General features: G+C 57.4%; 13 protein-coding genes. 2 read left to right on the top strand and 11 right to left on the bottom strand.

What is annotated here, in order from left to right:
* Positions 1-57: 57 nt before the first annotated feature.
* Together HKX41_03815 and HKX41_03810 are read right to left on the bottom strand one after the other, a co-directional pair.
* Positions 58-1,575, bottom strand: a complete 1,518-nt coding sequence (locus HKX41_03815) for a CoA-acylating methylmalonate-semialdehyde dehydrogenase (GenBank protein ID NNC23281.1) — start codon at positions 1,573-1,575, stop codon at positions 58-60.
* Positions 1,576-1,626: 51 nt separating this feature from the next.
* On the bottom strand, positions 1,627-3,015 hold the full coding sequence (locus tag HKX41_03810; protein NNC23280.1) for an aspartate aminotransferase family protein: 1,389 nt from the start codon (positions 3,013-3,015) through the stop codon (positions 1,627-1,629).
* Positions 3,016-3,190: 175 nt separating this feature from the next.
* Here HKX41_03810 and HKX41_03805 point away from each other — a divergent pair, with 175 nt between their 5' ends.
* Positions 3,191-4,111 carry a LysR family transcriptional regulator gene (locus tag HKX41_03805; GenBank protein ID NNC23279.1) on the top strand — a complete coding sequence of 307 codons (921 nt, stop codon included), beginning with the start codon at positions 3,191-3,193 and terminating at the stop codon, positions 4,109-4,111.
* A 145-nt stretch (positions 4,112-4,256) separates the two neighbouring features.
* Here the strand turns inward: HKX41_03805 and HKX41_03800 are convergent, their stop codons facing one another.
* The gene (locus tag HKX41_03800) at positions 4,257-4,808 is read right to left on the bottom strand and encodes a TetR/AcrR family transcriptional regulator (GenBank protein ID NNC23278.1); all 552 of its coding nucleotides are present in this window, start codon (positions 4,806-4,808) and stop codon (positions 4,257-4,259) included.
* Between the two features lie 90 nt (positions 4,809-4,898).
* On the opposite strand from HKX41_03800, the gene HKX41_03795 reads away from it, so the two are divergent.
* Positions 4,899-6,125: an MFS transporter gene (locus HKX41_03795; protein NNC23277.1), complete on the top strand. Its 1,227-nt coding sequence runs from the start codon at positions 4,899-4,901 to the stop codon at positions 6,123-6,125.
* A 177-nt stretch (positions 6,126-6,302) separates the two neighbouring features.
* Here the strand turns inward: HKX41_03795 and HKX41_03790 are convergent, their stop codons facing one another.
* From HKX41_03790 to HKX41_03755, 8 genes are all read right to left on the bottom strand, one after another.
* Positions 6,303-6,884, bottom strand: a complete 582-nt coding sequence (locus tag HKX41_03790) for an acetate uptake transporter (GenBank protein NNC23276.1) — start codon at positions 6,882-6,884, stop codon at positions 6,303-6,305.
* Between the two features lie 442 nt (positions 6,885-7,326).
* Positions 7,327-11,145 carry an autotransporter domain-containing protein gene (locus HKX41_03785; protein NNC23275.1) on the bottom strand — a complete coding sequence of 1,273 codons (3,819 nt, stop codon included), beginning with the start codon at positions 11,143-11,145 and terminating at the stop codon, positions 7,327-7,329.
* 741 nt (positions 11,146-11,886) lie between these two features.
* Positions 11,887-13,005 carry a porin gene (locus HKX41_03780; protein NNC23274.1) on the bottom strand — a complete coding sequence of 373 codons (1,119 nt, stop codon included), beginning with the start codon at positions 13,003-13,005 and terminating at the stop codon, positions 11,887-11,889.
* Positions 13,006-13,270: 265 nt separating this feature from the next.
* Positions 13,271-14,869, bottom strand: a complete 1,599-nt coding sequence (locus tag HKX41_03775) for an ABC transporter ATP-binding protein (protein ID NNC23273.1) — start codon at positions 14,867-14,869, stop codon at positions 13,271-13,273.
* Between the two features lie 9 nt (positions 14,870-14,878).
* Complete coding sequence (locus HKX41_03770) at positions 14,879-15,805, bottom strand: ABC transporter permease subunit (GenBank protein NNC23272.1); 927 nt, start codon at positions 15,803-15,805, stop codon at positions 14,879-14,881.
* A gap of 20 nt (positions 15,806-15,825) precedes the next feature.
* Complete coding sequence (oppB, locus tag HKX41_03765; GenBank protein NNC23271.1) at positions 15,826-16,752, bottom strand: oligopeptide ABC transporter permease OppB; 927 nt, start codon at positions 16,750-16,752, stop codon at positions 15,826-15,828.
* A 54-nt stretch (positions 16,753-16,806) separates the two neighbouring features.
* Positions 16,807-18,390, bottom strand: a complete 1,584-nt coding sequence (locus HKX41_03760) for a peptide ABC transporter substrate-binding protein (protein ID NNC23270.1) — start codon at positions 18,388-18,390, stop codon at positions 16,807-16,809.
* A 71-nt stretch (positions 18,391-18,461) separates the two neighbouring features.
* The gene (locus HKX41_03755) at positions 18,462-20,045 is read right to left on the bottom strand and encodes a peptide ABC transporter substrate-binding protein (GenBank protein ID NNC23269.1); all 1,584 of its coding nucleotides are present in this window, start codon (positions 20,043-20,045) and stop codon (positions 18,462-18,464) included.
* Between the last annotated feature and the right edge of the window lie 689 nt (positions 20,046-20,734).

The raw sequence follows: 20,734 nt of genomic DNA, 5'->3' as shown, positions 1-20,734 counted from the left end.
GGTAGGCTATCTTTGTTTATGCTTCTTGCAACAAGTGTTGGTCATAGTGCTATTGGCCTAGCTGTGTGACGGGAAATTAAATGAGGCATCAGAAACATGTGTCGGTTCCGGCCAACGCTGCGTAATGACCTTCTTACGCGTACCAAAAGACACGCCGTCGGCGCCGTTGACACCTAGGTCGCCGAATCGGGAATCATTCCAACCGCCGAAGCTATGCCAGGCCGCTGGCACGGGAATCGGTATGTTGACACCAACCATGCCGACGTTGACTGACCGCTGAAATTTGCGGGCAAACGCCCCTGTGCTGGTGAAAATGCTGGTGCCATTCCCATACGGGTTCTCGTTGATCACCTGGATTGCTTCGTCGAGGTTGGCTACGCGCACAATGACGAGCACCGGCCCGAAGATTTCTTCCTGGTAAGCGCTCATATCAGTCTGGGCGTGATCGATCACCGTGGGGCCGACGAAAAAGCCTTCTTCGTTACCTTTGACTGAAAGATCACGTCCGTCGGCTACAAGCGTTGCTCCGTCGGCTTCGGCTTCACCGATGATTCGCTCCACGCGCTCTTTGGCCGCCGAGGTGATCAATGGACCCATATCGGCATTGGTATTCATGCCGTCGGCGACCACCACATTATTGGTCCGCTCGCGGAGCTTGTCGGCCAGCGCATCCGCTGCGTCGCCGGCAGCGACCGCCACTGAAATGGCCATGCAGCGCTCGCCGGCGGCACCGAAGGCGGCTGTATTCAGAAGATCGGCCGCCGTGTCGATATCGGCATCTGGCAAGACGACTGCGTGATTCTTTGCGCCCCCGAGTGCTTGGACGCGCTTGCCGTGGGCCGTTGCCGTGTCATGGATATATTGGGCGATCGGTGTCGAGCCGATAAACGACACCGCATTGACATCCGGATGCGTCAGTAACCCGTCGACGGCAACCTTGTCGCCCTGCAGCACATTGAACACGCCATCCGGTAGACCCGCCGCTTGCCATAGCTCGGCGAGGATGAGTGAGGCTGACGGGGCGCGTTCTGATGGTTTGAGGATGAACGCGTTACCCGTCGCAATCGCCAGCGGTGCCATCCACATGGGGACCATGGCTGGGAAGTTGAACGGCGTGATGCCTGCGATTACGCCCAGTGGTTCACGTACCGAAAAGGTGTCGACTCCGGTTGCGATCTGAGCGGAATAGTCGCCTTTGAGCTGATCGACGATGCCACAGGCATATTCGACTGCTTCGAGCGCACGACCAATTTCACCTTTGGAATCGTCCAGCACCTTGCCTTGTTCGGCGGTGATGGCTTCCGCGAGCTCATCGGTTCGCGCGACGAGTTGCTCGCGCATACTAAACAAGATTTTGGTGCGTTTAGTCAGTGAGGTTTGTGACCATTCTTCGGCGGCTTTTTGGGCCGCAGCAATGGTCTTGTTGATGTCTTGCTCACTTGCGAGACGCAGTTGGCCGGTTACCTGCCCGGTGGCTGGATTGTAGATATCTTGATGTTGCTCGCCGGTGGCCGGCGTTTTCTGGCCGTCAATAAAATGTGTGAATGTTTTTAACTGCGTTGCCGTAGCGGTCATAGTTGTGCCTTAATATTTTGTGCCAACGGGCATGAAGAATAGGGCGCTGACTTAAACGTCATTGCCGGTGTAATAGCGATCGGTGACCTCCAGTGCGCGGTCCAGTATCGCCAAGCCTTCGCGCGCCTCGTCAGCAGTTGTGGTGCATGGCGGTGCTACGTGCGTACCGTTGAAGCGCACGAACGGCCACAGGCCGTCCTGTTTGCAGGCAGCTGCAAAGTCGTTCATTGGTTGGGCATCTTTGCCTTTGGCATTGAAAGGCACCAGCGGCGTTCGTGTTTGGCGATCGGTGACCAGTTCCACAGCCCAGAAAACGCCCAAGCCGCGCACCTCGCCAATGCTTGGGTGGCGCTCGGCTAGTTCACGCAGACCGGGGCCAATCACGTCTTTGCCCAGCATGCGAGCGTTTTCGATGATGTTTTCTTCACGAAAGATGTTGATCGACGCCACCACGGACGCACAGCCCAGCAGATGGCCGGAATAGGTCAGCCCGCCCGGATAGGGGCGATGGTCGAAGCTATGGGCTATGGCATCGGAGATGATTACGCCGCCAATCGGGACATAGCCGGAATTGGAGCCTTTCGCAAAGGTGATCAGGTCGGGTACGACATTCCAATGATTGATGGCAAACCATTCGCCGGTGCGACCAAAACCGGCCATAACCTCGTCGATGATCATTACGATCCCGTGTTCGTCACAGATCTCTCGAACGCCGGCTAAGTAGCCATCAGGTGGCACCAGGATGCCGTTGGCACCCACCACGGTTTCCATAATGAACGCTGCGATCGTATCTGGACCTTCCGCGGATATAGTGTCGCGTAGATGCTGCAGTGCGCGTTCGCATTCCTCAGACTCATCGCGCGCATAGAAAGGTGAGCGATAGGCATAGGGGCCCCAAAAGCGGACGACAGGCATCCGGGTGGGTTCGTTGGCCCAGCGACGCGGCTCTCCCGTCAGAGCAATCGAACCGGACGTGGCCCCGTGATAACTGCGATAAGCCGAGAGGATTTTGCCTCGCCCGGTATGCTGCTGTGCCATACGGACCGCATGCTCATTGGCATCTGCTCCACCATTAGTGAAAAAGACTTTATTCAAATCACCTGGCGCGATTTCAGCGATGAGGTGTGCCGCCTCCGAGCGCGCGGCATTGGCAACCGCAGGGGAAATAGTGGACAACGTGTTGGCCTGCTTCTGAATCGCAGCAACCAGCTTGGGGTGCTGATGGCCAATATTCATATTGACCAGTTGCGATGCAAAATCCAGGTACTGGTGCCCGTCGTAGTCCCAGAAATAAGAACCTTTAGCCCCACTCACCACTAACGGATCGATTTCGGCTTGAGCGGCCCATGTATGGAATACGTGCGCACGGTCCTTGCGTTTCACTTCCTCCTTGGTCTCATAGTCGATATACGATATATCGGTTGATCGATCTGCTGACATGGTGTGAGTCCTTTAGAACCAGGCAAGTAATTATTTAGCCCGGTAGGGGCATTGGTGATGTTTGCCTGTTGAAGGCGATCGTATGCGTTTTCGAAAACGTTGGTAAATACTTTTCTATTTATCCTTACGTTAGTCTTTAGTAACGTGAATAAACGTATTCACTTAGGTAGTTGTTTTGGCGCGAAGTTATAAGAACCAGCTTAGCCAGGTTAGTGACGTAGACTTTAATCTTGTACGCGTATTCAAAACAGTTGTGGAATGCGGCGGATTCACGGCTGCTGTACCGGTTTTGGGCGTTAGTCGCTCGGCTATCAGTACGCACATGGCAAATCTCGAAGCACGCTTCGATCTCAAGCTATGTCAACGCGGGCGTTCGGGCTTTGCGCTGACCGAGGAAGGCCAGGATGTCTACGAGGCGAGCTTGCGGCTATTAGCTTCGATCGACTCGTTTCGAGCTGAAGTCAACAACTTCCATCAAGAGCTCCACGGCTATCTCAACATCGGCATAACCGATACGCTAGTTAGCCTGCCGCATATGCACATCACGCATGCACTTACCGCGCTCAAACGCCGTGGCCCAAAAGTCGATATCAATATCTATATGCAGCCGCCTGGCGAAGTGGAACGCGGCGTTGTCGATGGTCGGCTTCAGGTGGGTGTTGTTCCTGCGGTCAATAAAATGGGTGCTTTGGAATACATGTCGTTGTATGACGAAGTCGCGCATCTTTATTGCTCTGCACACCATCCACTTTTTAAGCGTTCGGATTCAACTATCACGGACGAAGAGCTAAGGGCGTGCGATGCTGTCCGGCCTACTTTTGCACTACCGGAGTCCGGGCGAAGGTTGCATAAGACGCTTAATGAAACAGCGAGTGCAAGCGATCGAGAAGGGGTCGCCTTTCTGATCCTTACCGGCTTATACATTGGCTATCTGCCCAGACATTTTGCCGAGCGATGGACGCAACAGAACGATCTCAGGGCGATTCGTCCGAGTGATTACAGCTACCGAATTCAATACGCCACTATTACGCGGCGTGGGCGCTTGTACCAACGGGTGCTTGAGACATTTCTTGCCGAGTTAGGCGAGCTGGATTGAAATGCCTTGGCAATTCTTGGACTCGATTGCGTTCATAGTTTGCAAATGTCGGCGATCCGTGGTCGAGCAGTCAATAAATGCCTGCCAATTAACACGACTTTGGGCTAAAAATAGCTAACCGTTTTACGGTGATCCTGTCGTGTTGCTATGCCAACGCTGTGGCGATCCAGCGTTCAAGTCGGGCATCGTCGACATAATCGGTGTCGTACAGCAGGTAATAAATCAGCGGGGCAATGAAACGATCCATCAGTGTGTCGACACTGGGGGTGGTTTCGTTACGTTGCTGCGCCCGCTGTATCAGCGTGTGCATTTCCGCCCGTGCCAGATTGCAGCAACTAAGACGCTGTTCGTCGTCGCTGCTGGCCACTATATCGCGCAGCATGAGTTGGCCAGGATTCGATGCCATCTCTTCGTAATATTGCTTACCCCAAGCCTGGAGGTCGCCCGCCAGCGTACCGGTGTCAACCAATGGCTGATCTGAGCGCATATGCTCTAGTTTCACGTCAGCAAGAAGCTCGGTCAGGTTGCCCCAACGACGATATAGCGTTGAAGGCGTAACACCGGCGTACTCGGCGATTCGCGGCACAGTAAGTTCGTCACGCGGAAGGGCACTTTCCAGCTCGCGAACGGCTTGGTGAACAGCTTGCTGGATACGAGCGCTGCGTCCGCCCGGACGAACAGTGGGTTGAGATGTCATAGCTTATTAATGCAAAGAATTTGCTTTATAAAGGGTGCCATGTCAGACTTCTTCTAATGCAAATATTTTGCGATAATGGATGGGTTCGCTATGGCCAGCTCTTCTCAAAAGACCCGCACACAGGGGCAGCAGTCGACACTTCATAGGCAAGCGCTGTTCTACTTCAGCGTGTTGATTGTATTCCTCGGTGCATCATGTGCGCCGACGCCACTTTATCCACTCTATCAGCACGCTTGGGGGTTCTCATCAGCCGTGTTGACGACAGTGTTCGCGGTCTACATGTTTGCGTTGTTGGCAACATTGTTGGTTAGCGGCTCACTCTCCGATCACTGGGGGCGCAAACCGGTTATCGGTGGCGCAATCGTCCTGGAAGCATTGGCATTTGGGGCCTTTTTATTGGCCAACGGTCCTGGTTGGCTCATTGTCGGCCGTGTGTTGCAGGGGGTGGCCACCGGCATTATGACTAGTGCCGTGGTCGCAGCGATTATCGACAGCGATGCACGGCGAGGTGCACTGATGGCCAGTATAGGGCCGTTTTTCGGGATGGCTGTTGGTGGCCTGTTTTCAGGGTTGCTGGTGAGTTATGCGCCGTTGCCCATGCGCCTGGTTTTTGTGTTGTTGCTTGGTGGTTTGCTGTTGCAATTAGCGTGGTTACCGGCAATGGTCGAAACTGCTTTGGTTGCCCCGGGCCACCGGCTTTCGCTGCGCCCGCAAGTGAAAATACCGACTAGCGTACGTGCCACCTTGTTGCGTGTCGTGGCAGTGAGTATCGCGGCCTGGATGTTGGGTGGCTTCACCTTGTCATTGGGGCCCTCTCTGGTACTTGCAGAGGGCGGCCTACAAACCCCGCTGATGGGCGTGTTACCGCTATTTGCTCTGTCACTAGTTGGTTCTGGTGTCATATTTATATTGCGCCAACATTCACCGCAGGCGGCTTTGTGGAGCGGTGGCTGGGGTATCACCATCGGCATGGGCCTCATTTTATTGGGCCTGCATCAGCATATGCTCTGGTTGTTGCTGGTGGCCATACTGGTAGCGGGTGCCGGTTTCGGTGGCGGTTTTATGGGCGTTATGCGGGCCGTCACACCTTTGGTGGCTGCTTCGGAGCGTTCCGCAGTCATGGCTGCTCTCTACATTATTTGGTATATGGCAGCCAGTATGCCGGCTTTGATCGCCGGTATCGCAACGGACTATTTTGGTTTGGAGGCAACCACTTATGTTTATGGGGCGGTCGTCATGGGCCTGGCGATGGTAGCGCTTCTCGGGATTTTTAATAATGCACGGGAATCGCAACCGACGCCTTGCCCGAATGGATAGGCGATAAGTATCGATAGTTACGTTTTGGTTGGCGTAGGGCGGGATGGCAAGCGTGCCGTGCTGAGCTCATCCCATCCCATTCCTTTGAAATGCCGGATGACTACGAGGAGTGGTGGTTGGCAACTAACGCGGCGTATCGCTAGTCGACGCGTTACGCCGCGCTGGATGCCATCGTTATCAGGTGCGGTCGACCGGCATGATGGTTTGGCCAAATGTGTCGTTGGCAACTTCGGCCGCGCTGGTATACATCGCTATACCGCCGCAGACAATGCCAACCCAGCCGCCGAGGGTGGCGATAAAGCCAAGCCCGGTCGCATCACCAATGCCCAATAGAACAAAAGTTATCCATAGCGTCAGAAAGATGAGCCACAGGGCCGTGTTTAGCTTGAAAGTCGCAATCCACATATAGAACGTGAATACGCCCCACAGGATCAGGGCGATACCGATAGTGGGGCCGGCTGCGCTGAGATCGATCAGTCCGTTACCGGCCAATAGAAGCAGGAGCGCGAACCAGACCCAGAATGCGCCGTAGCTCAGAAATGCAACCATGCCGAATGTGTTGCCGGTACGGAACTCGAGTAGTCCAGCGATGATTTGGATGAGGCCACCGTAGGCGAGCGCGAGCGGGATGACGACTGCTTCGCCACCGCCCGGTAAAATGCCCGCGTTGACCAGGCTGAGTAGCACTGTTGTCAGTCCGAACCCAATCAATCCAAGCGGTGCCGGGTTAGCAAAGGCCTTGTTATCAGCATCTGCCATAGTGATTCCTCCACCCAATATTTGTATTGGGAAGGTAGCACTTGTAATTCTCGCGTTGAGAATACTTTGGTCGAATTCATTGCCAAGATTTTGTCATTGTCGCCTGCTGTCCATGCAGCAGCGGTAGGTGGCCTCAATGCGCAAATATTGAAGGGGGTTGGAGCGGCGATAGTTTGTTTGCGCTCTTCGGTCTCGACTTCCAAAAGTTAACGCCAATCCAGCATCTTGTGATGACTTCGTGCGAGCCCTGACGATGTGAATAGGCATGCGCTTTTTGGGATGGCGCTATGCCATGCGTATGCCGACAGCATCCGCTATCGCCTGGGGCGAGCCAATCCAAGCGAGCCCGCGGCCTCTGCAAATGTGGGCAAAAAGGAATTTCATGTAACCACCATCGCCACCGAGATTCGGTGGCGATGGTGTGCTCAAAAGCAATATATTTTCAGAACTTGAACTTGAATCTTGCTGTTAAGCCGTGTTCTTCTGCTTCTGAAGCAATTTGCCCCCGATAGGTAACGCCCAGCGCTGCGGTGTCGGTTAGGTTGATATCGAGTCCAGTTTCGACAAGAGCCGTATCTTGGGCAATGGGTGTACCGGAGACGCTGAAATTGGGACCGTTGGCAAAAGTATGCGTGGCGGTGGGCGTAACATCATGGCCGGCATGCCGCCAGCCGAGCATGCCGTTGACCGTCGTATTGATGCCGCCAAGCTCAACGTCCAACGTCGCCCGAGTGCCCAGGGTGCTATAGGTCACCTGCATATCGTCACTGCGGGAAGTCAGCCCGGCTTCGCCGTCTTCATCAAAGCCATCCGTGTGCAAGTAAACCTGAGCCAGGCCGACGAAAGGCTCAAGGCTCGCTTGGGCTAAATCCAGTGTATATCCGGCTTCCCCAAAGAACTGTGTCGTACGGCCACCGTAGGAGGCATTTGATGATGCGCCAAAACCGGGGAAGGTTATCGCGCGTTGGCTGTCGAGCAAATGCCAGGTGTGAGCGACACCTAGACGCAGGCCCAGCGCTCCAATTTCCGTGCCCCCGTATAGCGAGACGATGTAGTTATCCACATCAACGCTGGAGTGGCGGTCGTCAACCTGGTAGTCCGAACGACGGTACCCGCCGGCAATACCGAGTCGCCAGTTGTCGCCGATCAGAGCGTCTGTGCCAAGAAACAGGCCATTGGCGTAGTGCCCCAGCTTGGCGGCTTGACCGTTGCCATCGAGCGATCCTTGGGAACTATAGGGTTGAAGCCAGGCCGTCGAATCCCCTGTATTGAGGCGCTCCTGCTTGGAGCCATGGGTTGGAACTGGTGCCGACACGGCCCCAGTCGAACCAAAAGAGTCGCGGACTCGGGCCATTACTGTGTCACGGACAAAATGGCTATCAGTGACCATGGCCCCCTTCGCGGACGCATGGATTTCACCAGAGGTCGCATCATAGGCGGCTCTGGCTTCTTCTGCATTTTGGCCAACCACGGCATCATAAAGACGGTGACCCCGGCCGCTGGCATCGATTGCATCAGCCACCGCCGCTTGGTTGGGCGTTTCGGCAACCGAGGCGAAGGGAATCGGATCATCCGGCTTGCCATCGAGACGAACTTTACCGGCAGGGGCAGTGGGATCAGTCCCGTCGACGGGAGCAGTCTCATTGGAGTCTGATGTTTTTCGCCGGGTTACCAGATAGGCATTATTGCCGTCATAGGTCGGAAGAACCTCAAGGAAGGCTAAATCCTCGTTCTTGACATCATTGAGCTGACCTTCTACGCCATCGTCAGCATGCACCACCTTGTATTGCATGCCTTCCTTATAGCCGTTATAGGTGCCGTCACCGTCCTGTTGCGCTTGGACCTCGACATTGGCGCCGCCGAGTGTCACCTTCCCATGTGATGTGATCCGATCGCTCTCGCTTTTCGAGTTGATCTCGACTTCATAGGTTGAGCCAGGCTTCAGTGTTAGATCACCATTGACCTTCAGTTCGCCAATCGAATTGCCTGGCGCGATGGTGCCGCCGTCAGCAATAACGGTGTTCCCGACAGTGCCGTTCCCGCCCAGCTTTGCGCCGCTTTCAACGGTCGTCAGTGAAGACGAGGCGATCGATCCGTTTATCAATAGTGCCCCTTTCTGCACAGTGGTTTGGCCGGTAAAGGTGTTCGTTCCGATTAGATCAAGCTGAGCCTTGCCCGATTTGGTGAAATTGCCTGTGCCTGCAATTGCCCCAGCGTATTGGCTGTCTTTTCCTTGCTTGACGGTAAGGTTGGCACTCCCCATCTCAATCACACCACCATCGCCTGACAATGACGATATGGTGAGATCGTAATCGTTCAGATTGAGCTTGCCGCCACCGACGCGGTAAAGCGTATTATCGACAAATGCGCCGGCGACACCGGCTCGCAGCTCGCCTTCCTCAACGTTCGTGCCACCGGTATAAGTATTTTTCGCGCCTAGGATCAGCGTCCCAACGCCTTTCTTGGTCAGTCCCTGACGACTGCTTTGCCCAGGCTGAATGTCTTTGATGGGCCCCGTCACGGTCACCGGCTGGTTCGGATCGGAAATCTCAATCCAGCCACCATTCGGGCCAAGCACGATCGGCCGATCAATCTGGTCGAGTATGACCTTGTCAAAAACAGGTTGGCCGTCTGAATTCAGGACCTGCTCGTCGTCTTTATCGGTCACTCCTTGGGTCCAGGCAGCCCACCGCCCATCTTTGCGATCCTCAGGTCCTGCAGTACGCAGACCGCCATGGTTAAGCAATACCGGTTCCCCAGGTGCTCCGAGAGCTGCATCTTCGTCAATCGCAACCGTTACGCCGTCTTTGATCACAATGCGCTCGATAGAACGATGATCATCGATGCATAGATCCTCAACACCTTTGACGCTCAGATGCCGCGGGTCGTGGCAATTTACGGCAACCTTGAACGCAGCGTTCGGGTCTTCATCAAAATCAATCGGCAGACGCCCCAGTTCTTCTTGGCGCTTATTCAAAGCGTCTTGCACCCTCGAATTATCAAGATTTAGTGCAGAGCTGATCTCAGAGGTCTTTAAGTTTGAATGGCCGTTGTCATCCGAAACATTCTGGAAGACAGTGTCCGTACGGTTGTTGTTTCGAGAAAATCGAAATTCTTTTTTATCAGCATCGACATCAACATTGACATAGACATTTTTATTTTCTTTTGAGAGTCGGTCAATGTCATTGAAAGGGATGCTGGAATCGAAAGTCAGTGCTATCGATTTACGATCTTTAATGATTCTAATGCGAGGTCCGACATAAAAGTAATTATGCGCGGTAATTTCATGGTCTGAAATGGTCTCAATTGGAGTGCCATTTGAGTTTCTTGAAACCACAGTGCGGGATCGTAGTTTTTTCCCTACATAAGCATCATTTTTCGGGTCATTAATCGAGTACCATTTCACAAAGGGGCGTGATAATAGAATATGGTCAATCTTTGCTGACGCAAAATAGCCTGATGATGGACCGGCGTGTTTGTTACTCGAATCTTTTTCTGTGCGTTGATAGCTCTCTCTGTTCTGCTTCACCCGCGATGGCCAGGTATGTCTATAGTTGTATCCATCGGCTTTTTCGAAAAGGGCACGTTCATCTGCTGTTTGCAGTAGCTGAAAACGTTTTTTCAGTATGTTGAGTGTTGTCGGGGCATTATCCGGTAACGGGTAATTTTCTTGATTCAGCCCCCATTGTCCGACGTCCCCAGAGTTTAGATCCCCGCCAAACATCAATGGTATAGCCTTTTTTGAGGCCCATTTATTGAAATTTTTCGCCAGCGCGTTATTATTATTAATGCCGCCTTGATCTACATGTCCATCCGAGTAACTCGAGGATACGATCATTGGTGGCCGGCCAGTCGCTCCCGATTTTAGTTCGAGCCGGCTGACCACGTTCTCGTGGCCGCCGCCAGGCATCCCGATGCCGCTGTCTTTAGTAGGTAAACGAGTAATCGTGGCGGATGCGCGATACTTTCCACTATTCGTTCCTTTTTTATCCCATGCCGTTTTGTATTGCTTTGGCATGGATAAATAGTGATCGGGATACTGCCTTCCCTCGCTATGCTGCTGTTTACCTAGTGTCTCTTGAAAAAGCAAGGCATCGTAGCCTCCCTCATCGAGGAATTTCTTTCTCGCCAGAGGAAGCGAGTCTTTTCTAGAATTGCCGCCTAGATGCCCATTATATATATTCGCAACGAGCATTTTAAAAGTTCGGCTATCCCCGCCTTTTCCCGATGAAACCTCCTGTGCGAAGGCCGAATTCGTCACGAAAAATCCGATTGCTGACAAGCAGGTTGCGCTTATTAGACAGCTGATAAGCCAAGCCTGTCGGGAATAAAACCTGTTCCAATGCCGTATATATTGCTTTGTTGTTATTTTATTTGTCATTGGTAAATTACTTGATTAATTAAGAACTAAAATCCCTCAAACTGGTCATCTATGACGTGGAAGGTTTTTAATTGTTAGGTCGCCAATCTCGTCAAGGTTTGCTTGGCTTGTAGACCAAGGAGCCTGTGCCCTTGGGTGGATATGAGCGGGGATCAGGCCGTTGATATTCTCGTGAGATTCTCGTTAGGCGCTCGCGGCCATGGGCTGGCTGTAAGGGGCGGCAGAGCGAGATAACCGCGCGCGAGGAGACCTGGCGACGTGAATCGTTGGGGCATTCGCTTTCAAGTGTGGGCGTGCTGGGTGCCGAGCGCTTGTGCATCGGATGAGCCACCACGACCTACAACGCCTCGTTCAGATGCAACTTGGCTGCCGCCGGCAAGGCGAATGACGCATCAAGGGGCCTCGGTGGCCTGCCAGGTTGGAATCATGACCCTCGACAGAATTGCCCGTATGGCGAGCGAGCTCCTGTGCGACGACACTCGGTGCCCGTGCCTAGGTGACGGGAACAATGTTCGTTGGCAAAAACTCGCCCGGTGGGCCGGTGTTGCGCTGCCTCATTGAGACTGACATCGCCCCGGAGGGGCCGGGCGTTATGCCCGGCCCATGAAGGTAGAACGATGCTCAGAAGTCGTAGCGCACCAGGAAGTCCGTCTCGTTGTTGTTGATGTCGCTTGAGCCGCCGGCATCGACGGAGTCGTCGAACTTGCGTTCCAGGGCGATGGTTAGGTTCTGGTTGAAGATCCGCCAGGCCGCGCCGACCAGGTAGAAGGCTTTGCGCGCCTCGGAGGCTCTGTCTTCCAGGCGGTTGAAGCCGGTGTAGAGCTCCACCCTGCCGGGCACCTGGTGCTCGATGCCATACAGCGCCACCCCTTCGTAGCCTCGGGCCTCGTCGATAATTCCGTCGGCCGTGTTGACGCCGCTGAACTCGTTGTCACGCACCAGATTGTCGTAGCGGCCACCGGTAAACGCGAAGTACCAGTTGCCCGGTGTCCAGCGAGCGGCGAGCAAGCCGGCATTGACGTCCTGCGACTGCTTGTTGCCGGTGGCGGTTTTGCCGTCGATGGCACTGTGGGTGTAGGTCGCGCCCAGCGACAGGTCCTCGGTCGGCTGCCAGACGAGGGCCCCCTGGGCGGTATAGTCGCGTTCGAGCCTGGTCAGGTTGCCGGTATACCCGCTCCCGGTCGGCACGTTGTCGCGGGAGGTCTGGTAGAGCAGCCCGAGGCTCCAGTCGCCCCAGGTGTTCTGGTAGGTAACCGCACGGTGGGGGCGGCCATTGCCTTCGAAGCCGCCGTCGCCATAGGCGCCATTCCAGCTGCCCTGAGCGGAGGCGCCGTTGTACCAGAACCAGTCCGTCCAAGTGGCGACCATATCGTTCCACAACGCATCCTGCTTGCCGATCAGCAGTTTCCCGTAGTCGTCGTGCTGAACGCCAACGTAGAGCTGGCGCTGGGTATGGCCATCGTAACCGTCTTTGTAGAGGGGATAGAAGCCTACTCCGGCACGTCCTACGAGTGACCAGCCGTTCTCGAACTCATGCTCGGGGGTCAGGCGAATGCGCCCGTAGGTAGAAGGATCGTCATCATCCACGTGGTCAACGAACTCGCTGTAGAAGGATAGACGTCCGCTGATGTCGATTTGGTTGTGCTCGGTTTTGTAGGCCGTGAAGGCCAGGGCTGATGGGGCCGTGAGGGCGGCGCCGATAGCGATGGCCAGCCCGGTTAGTTTGTGGTTATGGAACATGCCAAACCTTATTAGTTGTTGTTTTTATTGTAAATTCGAGAGAGGCGAAGCGACTCGGGGTGGCCCGGTCGGTCAACAGTGAGAAGGTGTCGCCGCGTGTGTCACGGCGGCACGCCCACTGTAATTATGCCGTTTTGCATAAGTAATTTTTGTTAACTGAATAAATGAAAATGAAGAGCCTGGTCCTGTCGTATGGCCGCAGTCGCCCCTGGTGGACGCCTGAGAGTGTCCACGGCCGGATAGGAGCGTCGGTATCCGTCGGACATCAGGCGGCGTCGTCGACGAAGGCCGCCCGCATCAGTTCGCGGGTATAGGCTTCGCTTGGGTTGGCGAAGATCGCCTCGGTCGCCCCTTGTTCGACGACCTGACCCGATTTCATCACCATCACGGTGTCGGCCAAGGCGCGTACCACCGAGAGGTCGTGGCTGATGAACAAGTAGGTCAGGCCGTGCTTCGCCTGGATATCGCGCAGCAGCTCGATCACCGTGACCTGCACGGAGCGGTCGAGCGCCGAGGTCGGTTCGTCGAGCAGCAGGAACTCCGGCTTGAGCACCAGGGCACGGGCGATGGCGATGCGTTGGCGCTGGCCGCCGGAAAATTCGTGGGGATAGCGCTTGCGCATGGCCGGATCCAGCGCCACTTCCTCCAGGGCCTCGATGACCTGGCGTTCGCGCTGGCGCCGGTCGAGTTCCGGGTGATGGACGCGCAGCCCTTCACTGATAACCTCGCCGACGGTCAGGCGTGGCGAAAGCGAGCCGAAGGGGTCTTGGAAGACGACCTGCAGGCGCGAACGTAACGGTTGCATGCCGGCGCGATCTAGAGTGGCGAGGTCGTGGCCATCGAAGCGGATATCGCCGCTGCTCTTGAGCAGGCGCAGCAAGGCACGGCCGAGCGTCGACTTGCCAGAGCCAGACTCGCCGACCACGCCGACGGTCTGGCCGTGCTGGATGCTCAGGTTGATGTCGCTGACCGCCTCGAAGTAGGAATTGGGGCGCAACAGTCGCTTCTTGAGGGCGAAGTGGACGTGCAGGTTCCGCGCCTCCAGCAAGACCGGCGCGCTGGCTTCGACCGGCGACTTGCCGCCGTGCGGTTCGGCGTTGACCAGCATGCGTGTGTAATCGTGGCGGGGGTTGGTAAAGACCTCGGCGGTGTCGCCGCGCTCGACCATTTCGCCGTGCCGCATCGTGCAGACCCGGTCGGCGAAGTGGCGCACGATGCCCAGGTCATGGGTGATGAACAGGATCGCCATGCCATAGCGCGCCTGCAGAGACTTGAGCAGTTGTAGGATCTGCATCTGGATCGTGACATCCAGGGCTGTGGTGGGCTCGTCAGCGATCAGCAGTTCCGGTTCGCACGCCAGCGCCATGGCGATCATCACGCGCTGGCTCTGGCCACCGGAGAGTTCGTGGGGGTAGCTGTTGATGCGCCGCTCGGGCTCGGGAATGCCGACCTGTTCCAGAAGCTCGATGGCCCGGGTGCGGGCCGCTCGGCCCTTGGCCTTGTTGTGCCGGGTCAGGACCTCGATGATCTGGGTGCCGACCCGGTGCAACGGGTTAAGCGAGGTCATCGGCTCCTGGAAGATCATCGAAATGGCATTGCCGCGGATGCGTCGCATGCGGCGCAGGGTGGCAGCGAGCAGATCTTCACCGCGGAAGCGAATCGCCCCGCGAGTCTGGGCCAGATCGGGCAACAGACGCATGGCGGCGGTGGCAGAGACCGATTTGCCGGAGCCGGATTCGCCGACCAACGCCACCGTCTCGCCAGCATGGATGTCGAAGCTCACGTCCTTGACCGCCGAGACGGTGCCATCGGGAAGCTGGAAATCGACACTCAGATTGTCGACGTCGAGCAGGATGTCGCTCATGGCGTGCTCCTAGCGAGTTTTGGGGTCCAGGGCGTCACGCAATCCGTCGCCCAGGAAGTTGAGGCAGAACAGCGTTACCGCTAGGAATATCGACGGCACCAGCAGCATCCAGGAAGCGCTCTGCATCGTGTTGGTGCCTTCGGAGATCAGCACACCCCAGCTGGTCAGCGGCTCCTGCACGCCGAGGCCGAGGAACGACAGAAAGCTCTCGAGCAGGATGACCTTGGGCACGGTCAAGGTGACGTAGACGATCACCGGGCCGATGGCATTCGGAATCAGGTGGCGGGTGACGATCTTGGAGTTTCCCACGCCCAGGGCATGGGCCGCCTCGACGAATTCGCGTTGCTTGAGCGCCAGGGTTTGGCCGCGCACGATGCGCGCCATGTCCAGCCATTCCACAGCGCCGATGGCGGCGTAGATCAGCAAGATGTTGTGGCCGAACACCACCATCAGCAGGATCACCAGGAACATGAAGGGCAGCGAATACATGATGTCGACGAAGCTCATCATGGCGTTGTCCACCCGGCCGCCGATATAGCCGGAGATAGCACCGTAGAGCACGCCGATCACCAGGCTGACGAGGCTCGCCACCAGCGCCACCGACAACGAAACTCGGCCGCCGTACAGCGTGCGGGTGAGCAGGTCACGGCCATTGGCGTCGGTACCGAGGAAGTGTCCATTCTCGAGGCTCGGCGGCGCGGTGAAGGCATTCCAGTCGACCTCGGCGAGTCCCCAGGGCAAGACATAGGGGCCGAAGACGCAGAGCACGGCGATGACGCACAGCATCACCAGGCTGACCATCGCCGCGCGGTTTTGCTTGAGGCGCCGCCAGGCGTCACGTGTCAGGCTTTCGCCGGCAGACGGTGTGGCATCCGAACCAAGGTCATCGGCCATGGCATGGTGGTCGCCGTCGTGGGTACGGGAATCAGTGGTCATGGCTATCCGCTCCCTGCGGGTCAGTCGTCATGGCGGATCTGCGGATCCAGCGCGGAATAGAGCAGATCGACGAGAAGATTCATCAGCACGATCAGCGCGCCGTAGAACACCACCGTGCCCATCACCAGGGTGTAATCGCGGTTAAGCGCGCCCTGCACAAAGTAGCGACCGATGCCGGGAATGCCGAAGATCTGTTCGATCACCACCGAGCCGGTGACGATCCCGGCGACGGCCGGACCGAGGTAGGACGTCACTGGCAGCAACGCCGGGCGCAGCGCATGACGCCAGATGACCTGGGACTCAGCCAGCCCCTTGGCCCGGGCGGTGCGGATGTAATGGCTGCTCAATACCTCGATCATGCTGGCGCGCATCATCCGCGCGATGTAGGCGAGCTGCTGGATCGACAGGGCGATGACCGGCAGCACCAGGTTGGGCAGGGCACCGCCGTTCCAGCCGCCAGCCGGCAGCCATGCCAGCAGCACCCCAAATACCAGCGCCAGGATCGGCGCGATGACGAAGTTGGGAATCGCGACGCCGGCCAGCGCTGTGCCCATCACCAGATAATCGATGATCGAATTGCGCTTCAGCGCGGCGATTACGCCCAGCGGCAGGCCGAGCAACAGGGCCAGCAGAATTGCCAACCCGCCGATTTCCAGGCTGACCGGGAAGCCCTGCATGATCAGCTGGGTGACCGAGAAGTCCTTGTACTTGAAGGAGGGGCCGAAGTCGCCTTGCAGCAGGTTGCCCATGTAGCGTACGTACTGCATCGGCAGGGGCTCGTCCAGATGATAGGCAGCCATCAGGTTGGCCTCGATCTCCGGCGGCAGGGCCCGCTCGCCGTCGAAGGGGCCGCCGGGGGCGATGCGCATTAGAAAGAACGAGATGGTGATCACGAACAGCATCGTTGGAATGGCTTGCAGCAGCCGTTTCAACGTATAGCTCAACATGATGGCCTCCGCAGCATGGGCTGGTGATGTGGGGCGGTGTGGAACATCACGCAGCTAGTCTTCGAGATGGATGTAGCGCAGTGGGTGAACGTCGAGAACGGTGGTCTGCCAACCTTTGACCTCGGGCGTGACCAGGTGGGCGCTGACATAGTCGTAGAGCGGCAGCAGCGCGTAGTCGTCGAGCAGCATCTGCTCGGCCTGGGTCATCAGCTCGGTGCGGCGTTCGGTGTCCAGCTCCTGGGTGCTGCGCTTGAGTAAGGCGTCGTAGTCGTCGTTGTGATAGCCGGTGCTGCGTTGTGCGGAGCCGTCCTCGGCATAGGCGTTGAGAAAGTCGTAAGGGTCGTTGATGGTGGCGATCATGCCGTAGCGGGCGATCTCGAAGTCGCCTTCGTTGATTGCCGCGAAGTGCACGGTCGCCTCGGCGTTGAGCAGTTCCACTTCGACGCCCAGCGGCTTCCACATGGCGGCTACGGCCACGGCGATTTTCTTGTGGGACTCGAGGGTGTTGTAGCGCAACGTCACGTGCAGCGGGTTGTCGGGGCCGTAGCCGGCCTCGCGCATGAGGCGTTTGGCCCGCGTCAGCCGTTGCTTCATCGGCTGTTCGGCGAAATCCAGCGAACCTTGTGTGCCGTTCTCGGTGCCGCGTGGCACGTACCAGTGCGAGGCATGTTGCCCCATGCCGAGGATCTGTTTGGTGATCACCTTGCGGCGTACGGCAAGGTTGAGCGCCTCGCGCACGCGTTCGTCGGCCAGTGGTTGGCCGTCGCGGAGGTTGAACATGTAGAAGTATTCGCCGACCTTCGCTCCCACGCGGAGGGAGTCGCCGAGGTTGTTTTTCACCCAGTCGGAACGCGCGGTGGGCACTTTGGTGTATGAGATATCCAGGTCACCGGCGCGAAAGCGGTTGAGGGCAGCGCTGGCGTCGCCGGTGGGGTAAAAGGTCACACCGTCCAGAGAGACCGCGTCGGCATTGTAGAAGTGTGGGTTCTGCTTGATTTTGACGTGTGCCTGGGGGCGCCATTCCTGCAGGGTGAAGGCGCCGCTCGATACCATGGTGCCGGGCTTAGCCCATTCATCCCCGGCTTTTTCGATGAGATGTTGGGGCAGCGGGGCGGCCTCGGTCATGGCCAGCGCCTGCAGGAAGTAGGCAGTGGGGTTGTCGAGCTGGATGACCAGGGTGTGGTCGTCCGGTGCCGAGACGCCCAGCTCACTCGGCTTGGCCTCGCCAGTATTGACCGCCCGGGCGTTTTCGATCGGGTAGTAGAGATTGGCGTTGTGGTTGGCGATGGCCGGTTTCAGCAGGCGTCGCAGGGCGAAGACGGCGTCGTCGGCGGTGATCGGTGTGCCGTCGGACCACTCGGCCTGGCGCAAGTCGAAGGTATAGGTGGTGCCGTCGTCGCTAATGGTCCAGGACTCGGCTAGGCCGGGGGTCAAGCTGCCATCAGCGGCATAGGTGACCAGGCGCTCGAACAACGCGAGGGTGATGCGGGACTCCCAGACGCCATTGGTCTTTTGGGGATCGAGCGAGCCGGGTTCGCTGCCATTGCCGACCTGCAGAACGGCGGCGGGGGCGCCATGCGCTGCGCCGACCAGCAGACCGACCAGCAGTGCCGTACGCGTGAAAAGGTGGGTAAACATGGGCATTCCTTTACGAGAAAACGTTGACGGTATGGCGCGCTCTGGGGAGCACGCCGTTCACGACCGGGTAATCACTGCTCGAACGAGATCCAGCGCGAGGGATGGTCATCTGTGAGATTGTCTTCCCAGCCGCGGATGGCCGGGTTGACCAGGTTGCGCGACACGTAATTGAGCAGCGGCAGGATCGCGTGGTCGTTCAGGGCGACCTGTTCGGCCTGCTCGAGCAAGGCCTCGCGCTCGTCGGCGTCGGCGGTTTGGGCAGCCTGGTCTGTCAGCTCGTCGAACTCGGGATTGGAATAGGCGCCGTAGTTGTTGCCGACCTCGGTGCGCAGCAGGCTGAGGAAGTTCTCGGCGTCGTTGTAATCGGCGATCCACCCGGCCCGGGCGATGTCGAAGTCACCCTCGGCGATGGATTGGTAGTGCACCGTGGCTTCCGAGTTGATCATCTCGATCTCGACGCCCAGCGGACGCCACATGGCGGCCAGGGCGACGGCGATTTTCTTGTGCTCGTCGTTGGTGTTGTAGCGCAGGCGCAGTTGCAGCGGCTTGTCGGGCCCATAACCGGCCTCGGCGAGCAGTTGCTTGGCGCGTTTCATGCGCTCGTCCATGCTGCCTTCCAGCGGCATCTTCTGGGCGTCGTAATGGTGGATGCCTTTGGGCACGAAGGAGCGCGACGGCAGGAAGGTGTCGGCCATGATCTTCTCGGCGAGCACTTTGCGGCGCGCGACGAGGCTTAGTGCCTCGCGCACCTTCGGGTCGGCGGTCGGGTGGCCCTCGCGGTGGTTGAAGACGTAGTAGTAGCTGCCCAGGTAGGGCGCCATGTGGGTGGCGTCGGGCAGTTCCTCCTGCAGCATGCCGTACATGCTGGAAGGATACTCGCGCATGATGTCCAGCTCGCCGGAGCGGAAGCGCGAGACGCCGGCGTTGCGGTCCTCGACCGTGTAGTAGTTGACTCCGTCCAGCGCGACCTCGTCGGCATCGTAGTATTCGGGATTGCGGCGCACGCTGATGCGCGACTGCGAAATCCACTCCTTGGGGGTGAAGGCGCCGTTAGTCACGATGTTGTCGAGCTTGACCCAATCTTTTCCGTATTTCTCGATGGTGTGTTTGGGGACGGGATAGGCGGTGTAGTGGGTTAGCAGCTGGATGAAATAGGGCGTGGGCGTTGTGAGTTCGACCTGGAAGGTGCGGCCGTTGTCGAGGGAGGTCACGCCCAAGGCATCCAAGGGTTTTTCACCGGTATTGACCGCTTCGGCGTTGACGACCGGATAGAGGAGGTAGGCGTATTTGGAGGCGCTCTTTGGGTCGAGCATATGTTGCCAACCGAACACGAAATCCTCGGCGGTGACGGGTTTGCCATCGGACCAGGCGGCGTCCTCGCGGATGTGGAAGGTATAGGTCTTGCCGTCGTCGGACACATCCCAGGAAGCTGCCATGCCGGGCAGAACCTCGCCGTCCGGGGCCTTCTTGACCAGGCCCTCGTAGACATCCATCAGGATTTGGGATTCCCAGATCCCGCCGGATACCTGGGAGGTATCGAAGGAGGCGAGTTCGCCGGTGACGCCCATGTCGAGCGTCTTCGCCCAGACGGGCGTTGTCATAAGGGCGGCGGCAAGCGCGATGGCGCCCGCCAGGAGAGTACGTTTGTGAAACATGGATGTCTCCCTGGACATTGTTGTCAGTCGACTGACCTTTGAAAGCAAGAGGTGGAGGTGACGGGAGATGGGCCGAGGCTGGCATTGGAGGCGAGTTGGGCATCCAGTCCGGCGTCGACACCGCCGCATTATTGAAGGAGGGGCGGGCCCCGGTGACAGCTTGCTTGGGAACTTCGGTCTAGACTTCTAGAAGTGATCGCCAGTCCAGTGTCTTGCGATGACCGCGTGCGAGGCCTGACGACGAGAGTCGTTGGGCGACAGGCGCTTTCGTGCACAGATGATTTGTTAGGTATCCAGTACTTGTGCCGGGGTGCCACCGCGTCCCACAGCTCTCCGCCCGGGGTCAGTTTGGAACGCTGACGAGATTGCTGATGCGTTAAACGGGCTCGGTAGTCCGCCGGACTGGGGTCATAGCCTTTGATGGGGCTGGCCGTGTGGTGAGAACTCGTGTCGAGTGACGGGAACAATGGTCCATGGCAACAACCTATCCGGTGGGTCAGGTGTTGCGCCTGCTCATTGAGACCGCCGTTAGCAAGGGCTCTCGTCATCAGCATCACTCATGGTGCTTTCTTATTATGTGTGCGCAGAAGTTATCACTTATAAGTCGTGTGTTGATTCGACTTTAGTCGCAGCTACGCGCCGCCAAAACTTTGTTGTTGGCGTTTTTCTGTGCATGCAAAACGGTGTCC

This window comes from Salifodinibacter halophilus, assembly GCA_012999515.1.
GTDB classification, from domain to species: Bacteria; Pseudomonadota; Gammaproteobacteria; order Nevskiales; family Salinisphaeraceae; genus Salifodinibacter; species Salifodinibacter halophilus.
Note: the sequence above shows the minus strand (reverse complement) of the source record. Positions and strands in the feature narration are given on the sequence as shown.

Coding starts and splice junctions, on each gene's coding strand:
- HKX41_03815 (NNC23281.1), bottom strand. CDS start 1,575: ATGACCGCTACGGCAACGCAGTTAAAAACATTCACACATTTTATTGAC.
- HKX41_03810 (NNC23280.1), bottom strand. CDS start 3,015: ATGTCAGCAGATCGATCAACCGATATATCGTATATCGACTATGAGACC.
- HKX41_03800 (NNC23278.1), bottom strand. CDS start 4,808: ATGACATCTCAACCCACTGTTCGTCCGGGCGGACGCAGCGCTCGTATC.
- HKX41_03795 (NNC23277.1), top strand. CDS start 4,899: ATGGCCAGCTCTTCTCAAAAGACCCGCACACAGGGGCAGCAGTCGACA.
- HKX41_03790 (NNC23276.1), bottom strand. CDS start 6,884: ATGGCAGATGCTGATAACAAGGCCTTTGCTAACCCGGCACCGCTTGGA.
- HKX41_03780 (NNC23274.1), bottom strand. CDS start 13,005: ATGTTCCATAACCACAAACTAACCGGGCTGGCCATCGCTATCGGCGCC.
- HKX41_03775 (NNC23273.1), bottom strand. CDS start 14,869: ATGAGCGACATCCTGCTCGACGTCGACAATCTGAGTGTCGATTTCCAG.
- HKX41_03770 (NNC23272.1), bottom strand. CDS start 15,805: ATGACCACTGATTCCCGTACCCACGACGGCGACCACCATGCCATGGCC.
- oppB (NNC23271.1), bottom strand. CDS start 16,752: ATGTTGAGCTATACGTTGAAACGGCTGCTGCAAGCCATTCCAACGATG.
- HKX41_03760 (NNC23270.1), bottom strand. CDS start 18,390: ATGTTTACCCACCTTTTCACGCGTACGGCACTGCTGGTCGGTCTGCTG.
- HKX41_03755 (NNC23269.1), bottom strand. CDS start 20,045: ATGTTTCACAAACGTACTCTCCTGGCGGGCGCCATCGCGCTTGCCGCC.